At 60.5% G+C, this 19462-nt stretch carries 20 protein-coding genes and 1 pseudogene; 9 read left to right on the forward strand and 12 right to left on the reverse strand.

Translation table 11 applies throughout. The features are described from left to right. Positions 1–214: 214 nt before the first annotated feature. The 3 genes from minC to minE are packed head-to-tail and all read left to right on the forward strand — an operon-like array spanning position 215 to position 2038. Complete coding sequence (gene minC / locus NKH83_RS09720) at positions 215–934, forward strand: septum site-determining protein MinC (RefSeq protein ID WP_352803627.1); 720 nt, start codon at positions 215–217, stop codon at positions 932–934. Between the two features lie 19 nt (positions 935–953). Further along, entirely contained in the window at positions 954–1769 is an 816-nt protein-coding gene (minD, locus tag NKH83_RS09725; protein WP_254819515.1) for a septum site-determining protein MinD, read from the forward strand. After that, positions 1766–2038, forward strand: a complete 273-nt coding sequence (gene minE, locus NKH83_RS09730) for a cell division topological specificity factor MinE (RefSeq protein WP_023677151.1) — start codon at positions 1766–1768, stop codon at positions 2036–2038. The genes minD and minE overlap by 4 nt, the downstream gene beginning before the upstream one ends. A gap of 183 nt (positions 2039–2221) precedes the next feature. On the opposite strand, the gene NKH83_RS09735 is transcribed toward minE, so the two are convergent. From NKH83_RS09735 to NKH83_RS09760, 6 genes are all read right to left on the reverse strand, one after another. Then, positions 2222–3541 (reverse strand): ABC transporter substrate-binding protein, encoded by a 1320-nt coding sequence (locus NKH83_RS09735; RefSeq protein WP_352475706.1) that lies wholly within the window; start codon positions 3539–3541, stop codon positions 2222–2224. Between the two features lie 94 nt (positions 3542–3635). Further along, positions 3636–4481 (reverse strand): carbohydrate ABC transporter permease, encoded by an 846-nt coding sequence (locus NKH83_RS09740; RefSeq protein ID WP_352475707.1) that lies wholly within the window; start codon positions 4479–4481, stop codon positions 3636–3638. Beyond that, positions 4478–5413: a carbohydrate ABC transporter permease gene (locus NKH83_RS09745; protein ID WP_352475708.1), complete on the reverse strand. Its 936-nt coding sequence runs from the start codon at positions 5411–5413 to the stop codon at positions 4478–4480. Before NKH83_RS09745 ends, NKH83_RS09740 begins: the two co-directional genes overlap by 4 nt. 1 nt (position 5414) lies before the next feature. Next, positions 5415–6506 (reverse strand): ABC transporter ATP-binding protein, encoded by a 1092-nt coding sequence (locus tag NKH83_RS09750; protein WP_352475709.1) that lies wholly within the window; start codon positions 6504–6506, stop codon positions 5415–5417. Between the two features lie 49 nt (positions 6507–6555). After that, entirely contained in the window at positions 6556–8067 is a 1512-nt protein-coding gene (gene arfA, locus NKH83_RS09755) for an arabinosylfuranosidase ArfA (RefSeq protein ID WP_352803631.1), read from the reverse strand. Positions 8068–8251: 184 nt separating this feature from the next. Then, entirely contained in the window at positions 8252–9178 is a 927-nt protein-coding gene (locus tag NKH83_RS09760) for an ArsR/SmtB family transcription factor (RefSeq protein ID WP_352803634.1), read from the reverse strand. A 252-nt stretch (positions 9179–9430) separates the two neighbouring features. On the opposite strand from NKH83_RS09760, the gene NKH83_RS09765 reads away from it, so the two are divergent. Genes NKH83_RS09765 through NKH83_RS09780 form a run of 4 tightly spaced genes read left to right on the forward strand, consistent with a single transcriptional unit; the run spans position 9431 to position 13460 of the window. Further along, on the forward strand, positions 9431–10309 hold the full coding sequence (locus NKH83_RS09765) for an ABC transporter permease (RefSeq protein ID WP_254819522.1): 879 nt from the start codon (positions 9431–9433) through the stop codon (positions 10307–10309). After that, positions 10306–11127: an ABC transporter permease gene (locus NKH83_RS09770; RefSeq protein ID WP_352475712.1), complete on the forward strand. Its 822-nt coding sequence runs from the start codon at positions 10306–10308 to the stop codon at positions 11125–11127. The genes NKH83_RS09765 and NKH83_RS09770 overlap by 4 nt, the downstream gene beginning before the upstream one ends. A gap of 22 nt (positions 11128–11149) precedes the next feature. Next, positions 11150–12292: an extracellular solute-binding protein gene (locus tag NKH83_RS09775; RefSeq protein WP_254819524.1), complete on the forward strand. Its 1143-nt coding sequence runs from the start codon at positions 11150–11152 to the stop codon at positions 12290–12292. Further along, positions 12285–13460 carry an ABC transporter ATP-binding protein gene (locus NKH83_RS09780; RefSeq protein WP_352803637.1) on the forward strand — a complete coding sequence of 392 codons (1176 nt, stop codon included), beginning with the start codon at positions 12285–12287 and terminating at the stop codon, positions 13458–13460. Before NKH83_RS09775 ends, NKH83_RS09780 begins: the two co-directional genes overlap by 8 nt. A 19-nt stretch (positions 13461–13479) precedes the next feature. Here NKH83_RS09780 and NKH83_RS09785 read toward each other — a convergent pair whose 3' ends face one another. The 6 genes from NKH83_RS09785 to NKH83_RS31605 all read right to left on the reverse strand — a co-directional run bounded on the left by NKH83_RS09785 (position 13480) and on the right by NKH83_RS31605 (position 18440). Beyond that, positions 13480–14457, reverse strand: a complete 978-nt coding sequence (locus NKH83_RS09785) for a branched-chain amino acid ABC transporter permease (protein ID WP_352803640.1) — start codon at positions 14455–14457, stop codon at positions 13480–13482. A gap of 1 nt (position 14458) precedes the next feature. Further along, on the reverse strand, positions 14459–15346 hold the full coding sequence (locus tag NKH83_RS09790) for a branched-chain amino acid ABC transporter permease (protein ID WP_352803643.1): 888 nt from the start codon (positions 15344–15346) through the stop codon (positions 14459–14461). A gap of 7 nt (positions 15347–15353) precedes the next feature. Next, on the reverse strand, positions 15354–16064 hold the full coding sequence (locus NKH83_RS09795) for an ABC transporter ATP-binding protein (RefSeq protein ID WP_352803645.1): 711 nt from the start codon (positions 16062–16064) through the stop codon (positions 15354–15356). Continuing rightward, positions 16057–16830, reverse strand: coding sequence for an ABC transporter ATP-binding protein (locus tag NKH83_RS09800; RefSeq protein ID WP_352803648.1), 774 nt, complete (start codon positions 16828–16830; stop codon positions 16057–16059). Before NKH83_RS09800 ends, NKH83_RS09795 begins: the two co-directional genes overlap by 8 nt. Positions 16831–16841: 11 nt before the next feature. Next, on the reverse strand, positions 16842–18050 hold the full coding sequence (locus tag NKH83_RS09805) for an ABC transporter substrate-binding protein (protein ID WP_352803651.1): 1209 nt from the start codon (positions 18048–18050) through the stop codon (positions 16842–16844). 309 nt (positions 18051–18359) lie between these two features. Next, positions 18360–18440: a hypothetical protein gene (locus NKH83_RS31605; RefSeq protein WP_502895561.1), complete on the reverse strand. Its 81-nt coding sequence runs from the start codon at positions 18438–18440 to the stop codon at positions 18360–18362. Between the two features lie 151 nt (positions 18441–18591). Between NKH83_RS31605 and NKH83_RS09815 the strand changes: the two are divergent. Together NKH83_RS09815 and NKH83_RS09820 are read left to right on the forward strand one after the other, a co-directional pair. After that, a pseudogene (locus NKH83_RS09815) lies at positions 18592–18903 on the forward strand (proline iminopeptidase-family hydrolase); the annotation flags it as partial. Between the two features lie 261 nt (positions 18904–19164). Next, a complete protein-coding gene (locus NKH83_RS09820; RefSeq protein WP_352489813.1) occupies positions 19165–19413 on the forward strand; it encodes a hypothetical protein in 249 nt (82 codons plus the stop codon). The last annotated feature ends 49 nt before the right edge of the window (positions 19414–19462 follow it).

A 19462-nucleotide genomic window follows, 5' to 3' on the forward strand; every position in this document is an offset into this window, starting at 1 on the left:
GCATTCCGACAACAATATACCGGTCGGCCGACTTCGTGAACTGGAGGCGCCTCCAGGCAGCCGCGAGGAGGACCTCGTCTTGCACCGGAAGCAGGTCGCCGGCGGGACGATCGGAGGCAAAAAGAATGCCTCCGCCAACGCCTCGGGCAGCCGCCATTAACTTTTCGTTAACCATGCCGGGCTAGCCTTAACCAATCAGTAAGGACTCGCCTCTGTGACCTGCGTCGCTCCCATCCAAAACAAGTCCATACGCTTTCGAGCGCGCTCGTTTGTAGCCTTCACCCTCACCCCTGAGGCCCCGCTAGGGGAATGGCTGCAAAGCCTCGATCACTGGACCGAAAACTCTCCCGGCTTCTTTGCCGGCCGCCCGGTTGTGCTCGATCTGACCATGTTCAAGCCCGAGGTGGGCGAGATGCGGGATCTTGTCTCACAACTCGCGGAGCGCGGGATTCGCATTTACGCGATCGAGGTCGATGGCAACGTTGCTCTTGATGCCGATCTGCCGCCGCTCCTCGTTGGCACCAAGGAGGCCACCGCTGATGCGCTTTACGCGCAGCCGAACCCGAAGGCCGCCGCTGAGGCCAAGACGGAAGAGCCGCAGGCGCCGAACTCATTGATGATCAAGGCACCGATCCGCTCCGGCCAGTCGATCTTTCACCCCGATGGCGACGTGGTCATTGTCGGCTCCGTCAGTTCCGGATCCGAGATCATCGCCGGAGGATCGATCCACGTCTACGGCACGTTGCGTGGACGTGCGTTCGCCGGCGCCACGGGAAATTCCGCAGCTCGCATCTTTTGCCGGAAAAATGAAGCCGAACTTCTGGCGGTAGACGGCTGGTACCGCACCGCCGAGGAGATGGACGCCTCCTCGCGAGGAAGGCCGGTACAGGCCTTTCTCGAGGACGGCGCACTTTGCGTCGCACCGCTCAACTAACAACATTGGAGGCACAAATATGGGCAAGGTAGTGGTTGTCACATCCGGCAAAGGGGGTGTCGGCAAGACGACCTCGACGGCCGCTCTCGGCGCCGCGGTCGCGAAAACCGGCAAGCGGGTGGCCCTCGTCGACTTCGATGTCGGGCTGCGCAACCTCGATCTGATCATGGGCGCCGAGCGGCGCGTTGTTTTCGATATCGTCAACGTCATTCAGGGAACCGCCAAGCTCTCGCAGGCGCTGATCCGTGACAAGCGGCTCGAAACGCTGTTCCTGCTGCCGGCCTCGCAAACGCGCGATAAGGATGCTCTCACCGAGGAAGGAGTCGCCGATGTCATCGACAAGCTGCGATCGGTTTTCGACTACGTCTTCTGCGACAGCCCGGCCGGCATAGAGCGGGGCGCGCAACTTGCCATGCGCTTTGCCGACGAGGCGGTAATCGTTACCAACCCGGAAGTGAGCTCGGTCCGCGATTCCGATCGCATCATCGGCCTGCTCGACTCCAGGACGATGAAAGCCGAGCAAGGTGAATCGATTGCCAAACACGTCCTCGTCACGCGCTACGACGCTGCCCGCGCTGCCCGCGGCGAGATGCTCAGCATTGATGACGTTCTCGAGATCCTGTCCACGCCTCTGCTGGGAATAATTCCCGAGAGCCAGGACGTGCTGCGCGCATCCAATGTGGGCGCGCCGGTTACGCTCAGCGAAAACACCAACCCCGCCGCACGCGCCTATATCGACGCGGCAAGAAGACTCGAGGGCGAGGACCTGCCGGTCATTCTGCCTTTCGAACGGAGGGGCCTCCTCGACCGGCTGTTGGGAAGGAGGGCAGCATGAACCTGCTCGATATCTTCAAGCGCCGCGGCAGCGCGCCCGTGGCGCGCGAGCGCTTGCAACTGCTGTTGGCTTACGAGCGTCGAAGCCGCAACCAGCCCGATCTCGTCTCCGTGTTGCGCGAGGAGATCATGGCGGTGATCGCCCGGCATGTTCAGGTCGACCAGGATTTCCTGCAGGTAAGCATGGATCACGGCGAAACGACGTCGAGATTGGAGATCGACATCCAGATCCCCAACAAAGTCGCAATGCCCATGGCCGCGGCGTTCTAACGAAACCCTCCAGTCAGGGCTTGCGTCGGCTGCTGCCGAAATTGCGGCGCCGTGGTTGGTGTGCTTGAGCCGGTCGCCACCGGCAAGTTCTCGCAAGTCGAGGACAGTAACCACTCCCTCACCAAAACCCCGCGGCCGTTTCCAGCCGCGGGGGGCCTTGGGAGGGCCTTTCGAAACCCGTGGTCAAATGTTGGCGAGCAATTCGTTGACGCGGCTTTCCATGTCGGCAAGGGCGGTGTCGACGTCCTTCTGGCCACTGATTGCTGCACTCATCTCTTCGCCAATAATGTCCTGGATCGCAAACTGACGCTGTACGGCGGACGGCAGCGGCTTGCCGAGATCAGCGACCGCAGAGATTGTGTTGCGATGCGGCAGTGCCTTGAAGGCGTCCGAGGTGATGACGGCCTTGTAGGCTGGCAAGTGGCCGGTGCGCGACCATTCGAAGTCGTTGTCGGCGAAGAACTTCAGGAATTTACCGATAGCCGCGATCTGTTCAGGCGTGCGGTCTTTCTGCGAAACGGCCCAGGTGTGGCCGTCGGCATATTGCGCATGGGCGCCGCCAAACAGCTGCGGATACGGATAGACCGCATATCCGCCCTTGTTGAGCGCCGTCCCCTTGGTCTCGGACTGGGCGTTGTAATCGCCGACCACCCACGTACCGTTGAGATGGACGCCACCCTCGCCGGCAAGGAAGGCGTTGATCGAGCCGCCATAGTCGAGATCCTTGGTGGTGTAGCCCTTCTCGAAGATCGCCTTGTACATCTCGACGACCTTCTTGGCTTCCGGCGTATTCAATTTCACATGCTTCGGATCGGCAAAGAAATCGGAATCCTGCTGGAAAAGATAGGTGTAGAGGTTGCGTGTGTAGAGTGCAGTCTCATTGGCCAGGTTCTGGACGAAATAAGGCTTGCCCGTCTTCTGCTTGAACTGTTCGGCCTGGGCGAGCAGTTCCTCGGGCGACTTTGGAAAAATCGGCGTGCCGTCTGCATTGACGAGGCCGGCTTGTTTGAAAAGATCCATGTTGACGTGATAGAGCATCGTCCAGCTGTCGATCGGCAGACCATAGATCTTGCCGTCTTTGGTGGCGCCATTGCGTGCCGCGTCGGTGAAGGCGTCGGGTGTCACGCCGACCGACTTCAAGAGATCGTCGAGCGGCATCAACAGGCCCTTCGACTGATAATCCGACAGTACGGATTCATGGATCGTGACGATGTCCGGAGCGTCGCCTGAAGCGAACTGGGCGGTCAGCTGATCATAGCCGGGCCATTCCACGGTGGTGACGTTGACGTGGACATCGGGATTGTCGGCGTTGAACTTGTTGATCAGCGAGGTGATGATGCCGCATTCGCCAACGGCCTTGGTGGCATCGGTGTTGGTGCCGAAATCAGCATCGCAGGCGCCGAAAAAGCGCTGCACGCTCAGTTCGGTGGCCGCGAAGCTTGGAGCTGCGAGCAGCATTGCGCCCGCAGAGACTGCGGCAAACAGTATTTTTTTCAGTTTCATATCAGTTCCTCCTACTGAGTTTCCGCCGCTCCACCCTGGATTGGCTTTCGTGCTTCAATCGCTGCGCATTCCCCCGGCCGTCAGGCTATCTTCGTTATCTCACCGCAGCGCCGGAGACCGCCGTGACGATGTATTTCTGGAAGAACAGGTAGACGATCAGGATCGGGGCACCGGCGAACACCGCCTGCGCCATCAGGAAGCCGATGCCTTCGGACTGGGCGAAATTGGTCTGGGTCGAGGCCATGCCGACCGTCAGCGTGAACATGTCCTTCCTCGTCGCCGAAATCAGCGGCCAGAAGTAGTCGTTCCACGCGCCGAGAAAGGTGAAGATGCCGAGCGTCGCCTGCGCAGGCAGCGTGAGCGGCAGAAGCACCTTCCAGAAAATCCTGAGCCGGCTGGCGTTATCGAGCATGGCGGCTTCGTCCAGCTCCTTCGGGATGGCCTTGAAATACTGGGTCATCAGGAAGACGCCGAACGGAGCCGAAAGGCCCGGCAGGATGAGCCCTTGATAGGTGTTGTGGAACTTCAGCATGCTGAAAATTTGGTGACGGGCGACCAGCACGGCCTGTTCCGGGACCGCCAGGCCGAACAGCACGATCACGAACAGCACGTCTCGGCCGGGGAAATTCAGCCGTGCAAAGCCGTAGCCGGCGAGCGACGACAGGATCAACGTGCCGAGCGTCAATCCGCCCGAGACGATGATGCTGTTGCGCACCCAGATGAACACCGACGAGGTGCCGACGGTGTTGATGTAGTTCTTCAGCGTATAGGGCGCGTGAAACACCGAATTCGGATCGGCCATCAGCTCGGTATTGTCCTTGAGCGACAGGCCGATGACCCACAGAACCGGCGCGATCATGACGATCGAAAGCAGGATGACCAGGGCCAATAACAAATGGTCGCCAAATGCCCGGCCCTTGATGGAAGCTGTGGCGCTCATGCCTGGTCTCCCCTGCTGCGTGTCACCAGGTACTGGGCCATGGCCGCGACCAGGATGAGGATGAACAGGATTTCCGATGCCGCGGCGCCCAGGCCGAGATCCCAGCGACGGAATGCGGTATCGTAGATGTAGAGCACGATCGGCTTGGTCAGGTTGTTCGGACCGCCCCGCGTCATCAGCCAGGCCTGGCCGAACAGCTGGAATTGCAGCACGATCTGGATGATGATCACCAGGATGAAGGTCCGCTTGATCGACGGCAGCGTGATCGAGCGTAGCGTCTGCCAGCGATTGGCATTGTCCAGCGCTGCCGCCTCGTAAATATCCTGTGGAATCTGCTGGAGCGCCGAGAGAAAGAGCATCATCGGCAGGCCGATGCACCACCAGATGGTGGCAATGGCGATGCCGATCATCGCAAGGCTGGGATCGGAAATGAAGGCCGGTGCGGTTGCGCCGAACCATCCGTAGATCGTCGACAACAGGCCGACATTCGGAATGAAGACGATGCGCCAGATCAGCGTGACGATGGTGACCGACAGCACCGACGAGGAAAAGAACAGCGTCCGCAAAACCGCGGCAGTGCGCGTGCGGCGCTTGAGGCAAAGCGCCAGGAAAAGCCCGATCAGCGCCAGCGTCGGCACCGTCAGAAGCACGAAGTAGAAGGTATTCCAGATCGATTGCAGGAAGACCTTGTCGTGATACAGCCTGGCGTAATTGCCGAGACCGACAAAATTTCCGGACGAAAACGTGTCGGCCTTGTGGAAACTCAGCCACATCCCCCAGAGCAGCGGGAAGAGCAGCAGCGTGGTGAAGAAGAACAAGAATGGCGCAACGAAAATGAAGTTTCGCCATTGCGGCGCATAGATGTCGGCGGTAGGGGCTCTGACGCCGACAGCAAGCGTCGCGGTCGGGGACGTCGCCAGCCGGTCAACCATCTCAGGCCTCCCTCGCATGCCAGGCTCGGCCGGTCTCGTTGAACAGATGCGATTTCTGGCCGTCGAAGGCGAGCCCGATTCTGTCGCCGACGGCGACGCGGCTGTTGCCGGCATCGGAGCCGACGATCTGCTGGCCATCGCCCAGCCGCGCGTAGATCAGGGTGCGTTCGCCGAGCCGCTCGAGCACATCGACGACGCCGTCGGCATTGCCCTGTCCGGCGGCAACGATGCGCACGTCTTCCGAACGGATGCCGAAAGTGTAGTTGCCGTCGGCCAATTGGCTGGAGGCGATCTCGGTCTGCACCGAGATGCCGTCCGCAAATCTGGCCGTGGCGTTCTTGCCCGATCTGTCGAGTATCGCATCGACGAAGTTCATCGCCGGCGCACCGACGAAACCCGCGACGAATTTGGTCGCCGGGCGTTCGTAGATCTCCATAGGGGTACCGATCTGGTCGATCTTGCGATTGTTCATGACGACAATGCGGTCGGCCAGCGTCATTGCCTCGACCTGGTCGTGGGTGACGAAGATCATCGTCGATTGCAGCCGCTGGTGAAGCTGGGCAAGCTCGATGCGGGTTCGGGTGCGCAGCGCCGCATCGAGATTGGAGAGCGGCTCGTCGAACAGGAAGGCCTTCGGCTCCTTGACGATCGCACGGCCGATCGCGACGCGCTGCCGCTGACCCCCGGAGAGCTGGCCCGGCTTGCGATCGAGCAGATGCGGCATTTCGAGGATGCGGGCGGCTTCGTTGATGCGCGCCTCGATGACCTTGCCTGGTACGCCGATATTCGCAAGGCCGAAGGCCATATTGTCGCGCACCGTCATATGCGGATAAAGCGCATAGGACTGGAACACCATCGCAATGCCGCGCTTGCCCGGCGGCAGATGATCGATGCGCTCGTTGTTGATGGCAATCTCGCCGCTATCGACAGCTTCAAGACCGGCGATCATCCGAAGAAGCGTCGATTTTCCGCAGCCGGACGGCCCCAGGAACACGATGAATTCGCGTGCCCTTATGGAGAGCGACAGGTGATCCAGCACCGTCATGGCACCGAACTGCTTGCTCACGTTCCTGATCTCGATATCGGCCGTCACGTCGACGCTCCTCCTCAGCGTTTGCGCTTTCTCGATGATCCGCCCGAACTCAGAGCCTCAGGCGTATGAACTGGTAGGAATACGCCGGCAGCGACAGGTTTAGTTTGCCGCCGGCGACTGCGGCGCCCTCACCCTTCCTGGGGCTGACATTGCCAGGGTTTTCGGCCGAATTGACGGCTTTCAGATCGGCGTGTGCCATCACCTGGTGATCGACGATCTCCGCCGCGCCGAAGCCGGAGAGGTCGACCACTGTTTCGATTGCCTCGCTCGAATGGCGGTTGACGGCGAAGAAGGTGACGTGGCCGGTTTGCCTGTCGTGCACGCCGGCAACATCGACATAGGCGACGTCGCCCGCAACGCTGGATCTGTAGGTCGGGCTTTCCACCTTGAGATCCAGCGCATTGCCGCGGCCATAGTTGGAAGCAAACAGATACGGATAAAAAATCGTCTGCCGCCATGCCGGGCCATTCGGAACGGTCATGATCGGCGCGATGACGTTGACCAGTTGTGCCAGGCAGGCGATCTTGACGACGTCGGAACGGCGGATGAAGGTGTTGAGGATCAGGCCGACCTGCAGCACATCCTCGAAATTATAGATGTCTTCGAGCAACGGCGGGGCGAACGGCCAACCGTCGCTACCGCCGAGTATCTTCTTGTCTTGTTCCTTGGAATGGTACCAGACGTTCCATTCATCGAACGAGATGTAAACCTGCTTGTTGGAGCGCTTCTTGGCCTTGATATAGTCGATGACGCCGGCGACCGAGACAATGTAGGCGTCGAGCTTTTCGCTCATGGCGAGATAGTTCGGAGCGTCGTTGGCTTCGTTGTCGAAATACATGTGCAGCGAGATGTAGTCGACCTCGTTGTAGGTATGGTCGAGAACCGTCGCTTCCCATTCAGGGTAGGTGGGCATCTTGGCGTTCGAAGAGCCGCAGACCACCAGTTCGAGTGACTTGGAGAAGGCGCGCATGGCCTTGGCTGTCTCATGCGCCAGGCGGCCATACTCGTCCGCGGTCTTGTGGCCGATCTGCCAGGGGCCATCCATTTCATTGCCGAGGCACCAGAGCTTGACGTCGAAGGGCTCCTTGCGGCCGTTGGCTATGCGCTTGTCGCTCCATTTGCTGCCGCCGGGATGGTTAGCGTACTCCAGCAGGTTGCGGGCTTCGTCGAGGCCGCGCGAGCCGAGATTAACGGCAAGCATCATCTCGGTGTTGGCGCAGGTGCACCAATCGGCAAATTCATGCAGGCCGACTTCGTTGCTTTCCGACGTGTGCCAGGCGAGGTCGAGCCGCACCGGGCGCTCTTCCTTGGGGCCAATGCCGTCTTCCCAATTGTAGGCCGAGACGAAATTGCCGCCGGGATAGCGGACGATCGGAACATTGAGTTCCCTGACGAGATCGATGACGTCCTGACGCATGCCGTTGGCATCCGCTGTCGGATGGCCGGGCTCATAGATGCCGGTGTAAACTGCCCGCCCCAGATGCTCGATGAAGGATCCGTAGAGCCTCGGATCGATTTCCGAGACAACATAATGCGGATGAGCCGTAACGGCTGCCTTCATGCATTCCTCCCATCGATATCAAAAATGATGATTTAAATCATCTTGCCCGATATCAAAGCGGGATTGACAGCCCTTCGTCAAGCCAAAATAGCCAAATGTAGGACAATTAGACGAACGCTTTGGCGCGGCAGAAAGCCAGCTAGTTGAAATTGCTAAGTTATCTTCAGAACCCGGTTTCATGATATCAACCAGTTTTGATCCTGAGCAGGATGTCCTGATCGTAATTTCCAAAGCCCTTGCCGAAAATGTTGATCCCGCCGGGGCGCTTGGCGTCGTCCTTGACGCCGATACGGACGCGGATTGAATGATGGCTCTTCAGATCGAGTGCGGCGAGACCGGTTTCGGAAATCCTGAGGCCGTCGACATAGGTGCCGTCATTGGCAATTCGCCAGTTCTTCAGCTTACCGTATTGCGAGCCCTTGAGCTTCCACCAGGAGGGCGTGAAGACGCCGCGCTTGTCGCCGAAATCCCCCGGCGACGTCCATGTGCCGACATCGACGCCATTGATCGTCAGCGTAATGTCCGAGGGCCAATCGGCGCTGGTGCCCGGCACTTCCGAGGACAGCTCTATCGCCACTTCGAGTCCGGTGATCTCGGCATTGGCGAGCTTGGCATTGTTGGGAAACTGGTATTCGACAAAACCGCGCGTGAACCACAGCAAACCGGCTTTCATGCGGTCCGGATCGAGGAAAGTGTTCGGCACATCGAGCAGGCCGATGATGCCGTCCGGCGAACAAAGGCCGCAGGGCGCGGTAACCTCGAAGCCGGTGTAAAGCCCGATCGGCATCGACACTTCGATCGCGTCGTTCTTGACCGCACGATATTCGCTCTTGAACACGACGAGCACTTCTTCGGCCGTCGGATAACAGATTTTCTGACTGCCTTTCTTCGCTTTCAGGTTCTCGGTGCGGATCAGCCCCGCATCCTCCAGCACTTGGATGTTGGTCGAGACGGTCGACTGCGGTAGCGACAGCACGGCGGCGATTTCGTTGATATTCATCGGCCCCTTTTCATGCAGCAGTTTCAGCATCGAGATCCGCGCCGAGGAGGCAAGCCCTTTTAGCACGGCAATGCCTTCCTCAGGTTCAATCACCAGAAAATTGCGACTCATGAAATTGCCCGGCCCATGCGAAATCCATATCCGAAATTTACCCTGTATATCGAGATAGCTGATTTAATCAATGCGCAGGCGGAACGCCGGGCAATTTGTTGAATCCGGCAGGGCGAGGGTCAACCAGTGGCCCTGCACAGAGTTTGTGCTGGAGTCATATGCGGAGTGGACACCTGAACGCCAATCGCCCAATCTAGTCCCGAGCCGAGCCCCGGTGATGGCGGCTTGCACATAAATTGGTGTGGACGGGTCGTGACCAAAGGGTGGAAATTATACGATCAGCGACTGGCCTGGGTCCTCGTCGCGCCTGTGCTTATACTGCTTACCCTGCTTCTGCTGCTGCCGATCGCGATGATGACGGTCTACACGTTTTTCACCTTCGTCACCGCCGGAGTTGAGTCGGCGGTGCTGACCTTCGATAACTGGAAGGAATTCCTCACCGACAGCTACTATCACGGCTTTCTTTGGAAGACCGTTCGCGTCGGCGCCATCACCGCGGTGATCTGCGCGATCCTTGGCTATTTCCCCGCCTATTTCATCTGGGCCACGACCTTTAGGCATAAATGGCTGTTGTTGCTGCTGCTCATCGTGCCGTTCTGGATCAGCTTCACCATCCGGACGTTCTCGTGGATCCACATCCTTGGCGAACAGGGGCTGATCAACGTCGCGCTCATCAGGCTGGGCGTCATCAACGAGCCGTTGCCGATGCTCTACACCGAGGGCGCCGTCATCATGGGGCTGCTGCATTTTCTGCTGCCCTACATGATCCTGAACGTCTATGTCAGCCTGGAAAGCATCGACCGCACGCTGATCGCCGCCGCCCGCTCGATGGGCTGTACCAGCGCGCAGGCGTTCCGCGAAGTGACCTTGCCACTATCGATGCCGGGGCTGGGCGCTGGGCTGCTGCTCTGCTTCGTGCTGGCGGCCGGTTCCTATGTGACGCCGCAGCTGCTCGGCGGTAGCCGCGATGCGCTGTTCGGCAACCTGATTTACGATACCATTATGGGGCAGCTCAATTGGCCGATGGGCGCAACGCTTTCCATCGTCCTGTTCGTCCTGCTCGGCGCCGCCGCTGCCGCCTACAGCCGCTATATGGGCCTGTCGCAGATCATGAAGGGCCTCAGCGCATGAGAGCGGATCATCCCGATCGCGAAGGCAGATGGGCCTGGCGGCTGACCGGCGTGGTCACGGTGTGCGTCTACGTCTTCATGTTTGCGCCGATCCTCGCCACGGTCGTGCTTTCCTTCAACGCCTCGATGTTCGGCGGCTTTCCCCTCACCGGCTTCAGCTTGCGGTGGTATGAGAAGCTGCTCACCAACGAGCCGGTTCTCGACGCCTTCCGGACATCGATGTGGATTGCCCTGGTAACGGCGACGGTGACGACGCTGCTCGGCATCATGGCGGCATTGGCGCTGGTGCGCTTCGAGTTTCGTGGCAAGCAGGCGATCAACACACTTGTCATTCTTCCCGCGCTGGTCCCCGAAACGATACTCGGCGTCGGCCTGCTGGTCATGATCAAAGCCGTCGACCAGCCGCGCAGCATGACGCTGCTGGTGCTCGGCCACATTCTGCTCACGCTCCCCTACGTGGTGCTGATCGTCCAGGCGCGCATGGTCGGCATAAAACGTTCCTATGAGGAGGCGGCGCTGTCGCTCGGGGCGCCGCGTGTGTCGACATTCCGCGAGATTACGCTGCCGCTGCTCATTCCCGCAGTGCTTGCCAGCGTCCTGCTCGCTTTCACGATTTCGTTCGACAACACTTCGGCCAGCCTGTTCTGGCGGCCGGCGGGCGTCGAGACCATGCCAACGCAAATCCTTTCGATGCTGAAGATCTCGATCAGCCCCGAGGTGAACGCGCTCGGAACCGTCATGATCCTTTTGACGGTCGGCATTCCCTTGGCTGGCGGGCTCATCCTGCAAAGCCTCACCTGGTTCAAGGCAGGCAAGTGAAAATGAAAATGGGAGAACGGAAATGAAAGTGACAACCACCAAACGACTGGAACGGCTCAACGAACGATATGCCGATGGCGACATCAGCCGGCGATCATTCCTGACGCTGACGGCCGCCGCTGCCGCCGCCACCGGACTTTCCATGCCCTGGATGGGACGGGCGCTGGCCGCGGTTTCGGAAGTGCGCTTCGACGGATGGGGCGGCGTGGTGCAGGAAGCGATCGATAAGTACGCGTTCCAGCCCTACACCGCCAAGTCCAAGGTCAAGGTCGTCCAGGGCACCTTTGGCGACGAGAACGAGATCATCACCAAGATCAAGACGTCGAAGCCGGGCGACTTCCAGATCGTCCATTCTTCCGGCGTCAACTACTACATTAAATACGTCAATGGCGGTTTCAATTCGGAGATCAACGAGGCGAACATCCCGAACATGGCAAATGTGCTGACCGCCATGATCGAGCCGTTCCGCAAGATCACGCCAAAGCTGTCGGCTGTGCCCTATGATTACGGCACCACCGGCATCGCCTACAACAACAAGGTCATCTCGCCGGAGGAAGCCAAGGAAAAGGGCGCCAACCTGCTTACCGACAAGAAATATGCCGGCAAGATCGGCGGCTACGCCGATATGACGACGCGCGTCTGGTATGCGGCGCTGCAGACGAAACAGGATCCCAACAACATCCAGGACATGGATGCCATCTGGGCCAAGGTTCGCGAGACCCGCGACCTGGCCAAGAAGTTCTGGAGTTCCGGCGCGGAACTGATGGACCTCCTGTCGCGAAACGAGATCGTCGTCACCGACGCCTGGTCAGGACGTGTCGCCGCCCTGCAGCAGCAGGGCCAGCCAATCGGCTATCTCGACCCTGCCGGCTCATACGCGTGGATGGAGGACATGCTGGTGCTCAAGGGTTCGCCCATGGCCGAATGCGAGGAACTGATCAACTTCATGCTGGATCCGGCAACGTCGATCGCCGTCGCCGAGGGCCAGAACTATCCGCCATCGCTTGACCCGACCAAGGTGAAGCTGACCGACAAGATCGCGGCACTTCCGGCCTTCGATCCGACCGGATCGATGAAGTCGTTGACCTTCGCCGATCCGCTCTACTGGGCGAAGAACGAAGACGCCTGGACCAAGCAATGGGACAGGGTGTCGAAAGGTGCATGACGACGACAGCCACGACCAGCGGCCTCGGCCTGCGTCGGCCGGGGCCGCTGGCGACCCGCTCGCCCAAGGCGAGAGGCAGCCGACAGGAAAGCCTGCGGTCGAGTTTCGCGACATCGATATTTTTTATGGCAAGTTCGCCGCTGTGCGCGATTTTTCACTGGCGATCCGCAAGGGTAGTTTCGTCACCTTGCTGGGGCCGTCCGGGTGCGGCAAGACGACGATCCTGCGATCGATCGCGGGCCTGGTCGACATCTCCAGCGGCCAGATCTCGATCGGCGGAAAGCGGGTCGACGACATCCCGATCTACAAGCGCAACATTGGTCTGGTGTTCCAGAACTACGCGCTCTTTCCGCACAAGAACGTCTTCGACAACGTCGCATTCGGCCTGAAATATCGAAACGTGCCGAAACCGGAAATCGTGCGCCGGGTCAAGAAGGCGCTGGACATGGTGCGGCTGCCCGGCAGTGAGACAAAGCTGCCATCACAGCTCTCTGGCGGCCAGCAGCAACGCATCGCACTGGCCCGCGCCATCGTCTTCGAGCCGGAAGTGCTGCTGCTGGACGAGCCCTTGTCGGCACTCGACGCCAACATGCGCGAGGACATGCGCGTCGAGATCAAGAAAATCCAGAGGGAGACGGGCATCACCGCTATCTTCGTGACGCACGACCAGGAAGAAGCTTTGTCGATGTCCGACCACATCGTTGTCATGAATGCCGGCCTGATCGAGCAGATCGGCTCCCCCGCGCAGGTCTATGACCAGCCGGCCACCGCATTCGTCGCCAATTTCCTTGGCAAGGCCAACATGCTGCCTGGCAGCGTGACAGTGATGGACGGCAAGATGGCGACGATCGCGCTGGCCAGCGGCCACGTCGTCAAGGCGGCCGCGCCGAAGGCGCTCGCGACCGGCAGCGCGGTCACCGTCGTCGTTCGCCCGCAGAAGCTTACCGTCAGTGCCGACGGTGCTGCCAACAGACTGGCGGGACGGGTCGTTTCGACCTCCTATCTCGGCGGCAATGCGGTCTACGAGATCGACATCGGCGCCGGCACGCTGGTGCGCGCCAACACGCTGATCGACGGCCAGCCGCTGCGTGAAGGCGAAATGGTCGATGTCTGCTTCGATCCGCTGGGCTGCGTGCTTCTCGACGCGCAAGGCTTACGCATCGCGTAGCGAGGCGGAACTGAGCCGTTCAGTCTTTCGCGTCACCCTTTGGCCCGAGAAACCGCGCATAAACCTCACCGACAATACCGCGCCGGAAAACCAGCACGCAGACCATGAAGGTCAGGCCGGTGGCGATGGTCACCGGAAAACTCGAGGTGGCGAGCGTGTTTTCCAGGCCGACGACCAGACTGGCCCCGATGATCGGCCCGACCATGGTGCCGATGCCGCCGAGGAGCGTCATCAGGATCACCTCGCCCGACATCTGCCAGGTGACGTCGGTGAGCGTGGCAAACTGAAAAACGATCGCCTTGAGCGCGCCGGCCAGCCCGGCCAATGTCGCCGACATGACGAAAGCCGCCAGCTTGTAGTTGGCGACGGAATAGCCCAGCGAAATGGCCCGGCTCTCGTTTTCCCGGATGGAACGCAGGATCATGCCGAAAGGCGAGTTGATGATGCGCCAGATGGCGAAGACGCCGATCAGGAAGACTGCCAGCACGAAATAATAGATGTTGATCGAGACGTTCAGGTCGAGCATTCCAAACAGCCTGCCACGCGGCACGCCCTGGATACCGTCCTCACCTCCGGTGAACGGTGCCTGCACGCAGAAGAAGAAGAACATCTGCGACAGCGCCAGCGTGATCATGGCGAAATAGATGCCTTGCCGGCGGATGGCAAAGAAGCCCATCACAAGGCCGAGCAGGGCCGCACCCAGGACGCCGAGCAGGATACCCGCTTCGGGCGGCCAGCCCAAGACCTTGACCGCGTATGCGGTGAAATAGGCCGCCCCGCCGAAGAACGTCGCATGGCCGAAGGACAACAGGCCGGTGTAGCCGAGCAGAAGGTTGAACGCGCAGGCAAACAGCGCAAAGCACAGCATCTTCATCAGGAAGATCGGATAGACGAAGAAAGGCGCCACCAGCAGCGCCAGGATGCCGAGCCCGACCAGCGCCCATTCAAGCCGTGCGGAATTCTTGGCACGCGTCTCGCGAAGGGTCAGTTCGGCCATCTCAGGCATCCCTTCCGAACAGGCCGGCTGGCCGAACCAGAAGCACGATGGCCATGATGACGAAGACGACCAGATTGGAGGCTTCGGGATAGAAAACCTTGGTCAAGCCTTCGGCGAGGCCAAGCATGTAACCGGTGACGATCGCCCCGAGGATCGATCCCATGCCGCCGACAACGACAACGGCGAAAACGACGATGATGAGGTCAGATCCCATCAGCGGGCTCACCTGATAGATCGGCGCGGCGAGAACCCCCGCAAGCCCGGCAAGAGCGGCGCCGAGGCCGTAGGTAAGGGTCAGCAGCAACGGCACGTTGACGCCGAAAGCCTGCACCAGGCCGGGGTTCTCCGTTGCCGCGCGCAGATAGGAGCCCAGCCTGGTCTTCTCGATCAGCGCCCAAGTGCCGAAACAGACGATCATCGAGGCTACCACCACCCAGCCGCGATAATTGGGCAGGAACATGAAGCCGAGATTGGTGCCGCCGGACAGCGGCGGCGGCACGGAATAAGGACTTCCCGATACGCCATAGTAGTAACGGAATACCCCCTCGAGCACGAGCGCGAGGCCAAAGGTGAAAAGCAGCCCGTAGAGCGGGTCGATGTCGTAAAGCCTCGACAGCGCCAGGCGCTCGACCACGACGCCGAAGCCGCCGACGATCAGCGGCGACAGGATCAAAGCCGGCCAGTAGCCGATGCCGAACCGGGTGAGAAGCAGGTAACCGATGAAGGCGCCGAGCATATAGAGCGCGCCGTGAGCGAAATTGATGACGCGCAACAGGCCGAATATGACAGCAAGGCCCAGGCTCAACATTGCGTAGAACGAGCCGTTGATGAGGCCGACCAGCAATTGGCCGAGGAATGCCTGAACGGGTATTCCGAAGATCATCGTCATGGCGCCATCATACACCCAGCACTTCATGCAGCAGCGTCATGCGATCCGGCAGTTCGCCGACCGGAAAGGCCGCCACGACCTTGCCGTGCTCCATCAGGTAGAAACGGTCGGTGACGCGGCTGGCAAAGCGGAAATTCTGCTCGACCAGCAGGATCGTCATACCGCGCTTTTTCATCGTCGCCAGCAGATCGCCGATGCGCTGCACGATGACCGGAGCCAGGCCCTCGGTCGGCTCATCGAGAAGCAGCATTTTCACGCCGGTTCTGAGCATGCGCGCGATCGCCAGCATCTGCTGCTCGCCGCCCGAGAGCCTGGTGCCGGGGCTGTTGCGGCGCTCCTTCAGATTGGGGAAAAGATCGAATATTTCCTCCACGCTCATGCCGCCTTCGGCGACGATCGGGGGCAGCACAAGATTCTCGTCCACGGTCAACGTCGCGAAGATGCCGCGTTCCTCCGGCACCAGGCCGATGCCTTGATGCGCGGTCCGGTGCAATGGCAGGCGCATCAGATCCTTGCCGTCGAAAAAAATCTGGCCGGTCCGCTGGCGGATCAGCCCGATGATGGCGCGCAATGTCGTGGTCTTGCCGACGCCGTTGCGGCCCAGCAACGTCACAGTTTCACCTGGAAAGACCTCCAGATCGACGCCGTGCAGCGCATGGCTCTCGCCATACCAGGCGTTGAGGCCGCGGACTGCAAGAAGCGGCGCGGCGTCAGTCATCGGCGGTGCCCATATAGGCGATCCTCACCCGCTCGTCGCGGCTGACCGTGGCGTAGTCGCCGGCGGCAAGGATTTCGCCGCGTTGCATGACGGTTATCCAGTCGCAAAGATCGGCCACCACCGTCAGATTGTGCTCGACCATCAGCACGGCGCGATCCCTGGCAACGGAGCGGATGATGTCGGAAACCGTGCGCACATCCTCATGCCCCATGCCGGCCATCGGCTCGTCGAGCAGCAGCACTTTCGGCTCGAGCGCCAGCGTCGTGGCGATCTCGAGCACACGTTTCCTGCCATAGGAGAGATCGGCGGCGGGCCTGTTCTTGGCATCGTCGAGACCGACAGACCGCAAAAGCTCCTCGGCGCGCGGCGTCAATCTATCGAGCGCCGACAGCGAGCGCCAGAACTGAACGCTGAGCCCGCCCGGTCGCTGCAATGCAACGCGCACATTGTCGAGCACGCTGAGATGCGGAAACACTGCCGATATCTGGAACGAGCGCACCAGGCCCATCCGCGCGACCTTGGCCGGCGAGGTGCGAGTGATGTCGTGGCCGAGCAGTTCGATCCTGCCGCTGGTCGGCGGCAGGAACTTGGTGAGCAGGTTGAACACGGTGGTCTTGCCGGCGCCGTTGGGTCCGATCAGCGCGTGGATATTGCCGTGGTAGAGGTCGAGATCGACATTCCTGACCGCAACAAAGCCGGCGAAGTCACGCCGCAAACCGCGGGCGGAAAGCACTACCCGCGGCCGATCCGGTTCAGGCGGCGCCATCGGTCCGCCAATCACTCGCCGGCCGTGGGACAGCCGCTCTCTTTGGCGCTCAGGAACGCCTCGTTACCGGGGATCGTGGCGAGGGGTTTGTAATAGTCCCACTCCTTGGTGCTCTCACTCGGCGACTTGACCTGATAAAGATACATGTCGTGAACCATGTTGCCGTCGGGCTGCACTTTGCCGTTCGCCGTAAAGACGTCGTTCACCGGCATCGAATGCAATTCCTTGGCGACCGCCTCGGTTCCATCGGTGCCGGCTTTGTCGATCGCCTTCAAATACTGTGTCACCGCTGAATAGGTGGCGGCCTGGATCATATTCGGCATGCGGTTGGTGCGCTTGAAGAACCGCTGGGCGAACTCGCGGCTCTTGTCGTCGCGATCCCAGTAGAAGCCTTCGGTCAGCACCACGCCTTGCGCCGCCTCGAGACCGAGCCCATGCACCTCGGCCAGCGTGAACAGAAGTGCTGCAAGCCGCTGACCGCCCTGCACGATACCGAATTCGGCCGCCTGCTTGATCGAATTGGAGGTGTCGAGGCCGGCATTCGCCAGGCCGATGACCTTGGCGCCCGACGATTGCGCCTGCAGCAGGAAGGATGAATAGTCGGTCGAGCCGAGCGGGTAACGCACCTCGCCAACCACCTTGCCGCCATGGCTCTCGACAAAGTTTGCGGTCTGCTCCTTCAGCGAATAGCCGAATGCATAGTCGACTGTGACGAAGAACCAGCTGTCGCCGCCTTGCTGGACGAGAGCGCCACCGGTCCCCACTGCCTGCGAATGCGTGTCGTAGGCCCAGTGGAAGCCATAGGGCGAGCACTGTTTACCGGTTAGCTCGGTGGTCGCGGCGCCGGTGACGATATCAATTTTCTTCTTTTCCTTGGAAATCCCCTGGACGGCGAGCGCCACCGAGGAGGTGGTGAGTTCCATGATGGAATCGATCTGTTCGGTGTCATACCACTGCCGGGCAATGTTGGAGGCGATGTCCGGCTTGTTCTGGTGGTCGGCGCTGACGATCTCGACCGGCGCCCCTTGCACCTTGCCGCCGAAATCCTCGACCGCCATTTTGGCGGCCTCGACCGACCACTTGCCGCCGAAATCGGCATAGACGCCCGACTGGTCGTTGAGAATGCCGATCTTGACCTTGCCGTCGGAAATCTCGGCGGCTGCGGCAGGCATCGCAGTCGCTGCAAGAAGCGCGGCCGAGACCAGGTACGATAGCTTCATTGGTGACTTCCTCCCTTATGGTCGACAACCGAGCAACATGTCGGCGGCTGCCTGCTGCGACACGAAGAGTGGCCTCCCACATTCCATCCTCTCCGGCGCAAAATCACGCAGCGCTGTACGGCCGCCGTCCTCAAATCGTAGCATCGCTCGGCAACGCGAGAACAGTTACTTTAGTATTAGGCATCCGCGATGCCCGGCCGCCGAAGCGCAACATAGCGCCGGATCGTGCGGCGTCCAGATCGGCCTCTATTCTCGCCGAAGCTACGATTACGGCTGACGGTCCGTATCGTTGAACGAGAATTCCCCTCGTCAGCCGTCGGCTGGATGATGGCAGGCGACCAGGCGGCCCTCGCCGATGCTTTGGAGAAGCGGGCGCTCGCTGCGGCAGATCGGGGTGGCAGCTGGGCAACGGGTGTGGAACCGGCACCCCGAGGGGTGGGTTCATCGGGCTGGACAGGTCACCCTTGAGCACCAGCCGGCCGCGCCGCGCCCGGTCGATGCCGGGTATCGGCACGGCGGAACGCAGCGCCGCGGTGTAATGGTCGCCCGGACATTTGCGGCAATCGAGGAAGATCCGACCGTCTATCACACCATGAATGGTCCCAATGAGTTCCACGTCATCGGCACGATGCGGGACTGGACCATCGTCGACCGCCTGCATCGGATCGAGACGCCGACCCTGGTCTTCCGCGGCTTCTACGACGAAGCGACCGAGGCCTGCGTCCAGCCCTTTCTGGATCTTATTCCCTACGTCGAAGGCCTGGTCTTCTCGAATTCCAGCCACATGCCGCAGGTCGAGGAAAAGCACGAGTGCCTCACCGCCGTCGGGCGCTTCCTGGCCAAACACGATTGACGTTCCAGCATCCGGCCTTCTGCTCCAACGGATCGTCGACACGGCGCAGTGGTCATGAAGGCCGGCATAGCCCGAATCAGCCTGCCTTCACCTGTACTGGCTTCCCGTCGCTGAAAAATCTGACGGATACGGAGTGGGAGGGACCCCCGGCGCCGGTGGGTATGGAAACCATCGCCTCCAAGTTTCGCAAAACACGTTGCAACCGAATTGATTAGCCGTCGTTAAAGTGCGGGTGATCTAGCGGGGCATGGGGAGGCTTTCATGCAGACGTATCTCGTCGAGCGTATGGACGGCGACGATGTTATATCGGTGCGCGTTGTCAACGCGCCGAGTCCGTTCAGAGCCGCAGCTATGATGACGGGCGGGCGTATTACCTTCCGAACGTGGGAAAAGGATTGGATTCGTGTGACCGACGAAAATCGGGGACAGATCTATGCATATTGTTTCGTCCCCGGCAGCTATTCCGACACCGAAGCATCGCCTGTATCGCCCGGGAGAACCACAGAATAGGCAATATGCCTGCGTAGCGGCAATTCCGTCTTCAACCCGCCTTGGTCTT

Source organism: Mesorhizobium sp. M0909 (assembly GCF_040319515.1).
Classification (GTDB): Bacteria; Pseudomonadota; Alphaproteobacteria; order Rhizobiales; family Rhizobiaceae; genus Mesorhizobium.

What these genes read in the sequence shown, in the direction of transcription:
- minD (WP_254819515.1), top strand. Translation starts at nt 954, where the DNA reads ATGGGCAAGGTAGTGGTTGTCACATCCGGCAAAGGGGGTGTCGGCAAG.
- minE (WP_023677151.1), top strand. Translation starts at nt 1,766, where the DNA reads ATGAACCTGCTCGATATCTTCAAGCGCCGCGGCAGCGCGCCCGTGGCG.
- NKH83_RS09735 (WP_352475706.1), bottom strand. Translation starts at nt 3,541, where the DNA reads ATGAAACTGAAAAAAATACTGTTTGCCGCAGTCTCTGCGGGCGCAATG.
- NKH83_RS09740 (WP_352475707.1), bottom strand. Translation starts at nt 4,481, where the DNA reads ATGAGCGCCACAGCTTCCATCAAGGGCCGGGCATTTGGCGACCATTTG.
- NKH83_RS09745 (WP_352475708.1), bottom strand. Translation starts at nt 5,413, where the DNA reads ATGGTTGACCGGCTGGCGACGTCCCCGACCGCGACGCTTGCTGTCGGC.
- arfA (WP_352803631.1), bottom strand. Translation starts at nt 8,067, where the DNA reads ATGAAGGCAGCCGTTACGGCTCATCCGCATTATGTTGTCTCGGAAATC.
- NKH83_RS09760 (WP_352803634.1), bottom strand. Translation starts at nt 9,178, where the DNA reads ATGAGTCGCAATTTTCTGGTGATTGAACCTGAGGAAGGCATTGCCGTG.
- NKH83_RS09770 (WP_352475712.1), top strand. Translation starts at nt 10,306, where the DNA reads ATGAGAGCGGATCATCCCGATCGCGAAGGCAGATGGGCCTGGCGGCTG.
- NKH83_RS09775 (WP_254819524.1), top strand. Translation starts at nt 11,150, where the DNA reads ATGAAAGTGACAACCACCAAACGACTGGAACGGCTCAACGAACGATAT.
- NKH83_RS09785 (WP_352803640.1), bottom strand. Translation starts at nt 14,457, where the DNA reads ATGGCCGAACTGACCCTTCGCGAGACGCGTGCCAAGAATTCCGCACGG.
- NKH83_RS09790 (WP_352803643.1), bottom strand. Translation starts at nt 15,346, where the DNA reads ATGACGATGATCTTCGGAATACCCGTTCAGGCATTCCTCGGCCAATTG.
- NKH83_RS09795 (WP_352803645.1), bottom strand. Translation starts at nt 16,064, where the DNA reads ATGACTGACGCCGCGCCGCTTCTTGCAGTCCGCGGCCTCAACGCCTGG.
- NKH83_RS09800 (WP_352803648.1), bottom strand. Translation starts at nt 16,830, where the DNA reads ATGGCGCCGCCTGAACCGGATCGGCCGCGGGTAGTGCTTTCCGCCCGC.
- NKH83_RS09805 (WP_352803651.1), bottom strand. Translation starts at nt 18,050, where the DNA reads ATGAAGCTATCGTACCTGGTCTCGGCCGCGCTTCTTGCAGCGACTGCG.
- NKH83_RS09820 (WP_352489813.1), top strand. Translation starts at nt 19,165, where the DNA reads ATGCAGACGTATCTCGTCGAGCGTATGGACGGCGACGATGTTATATCG.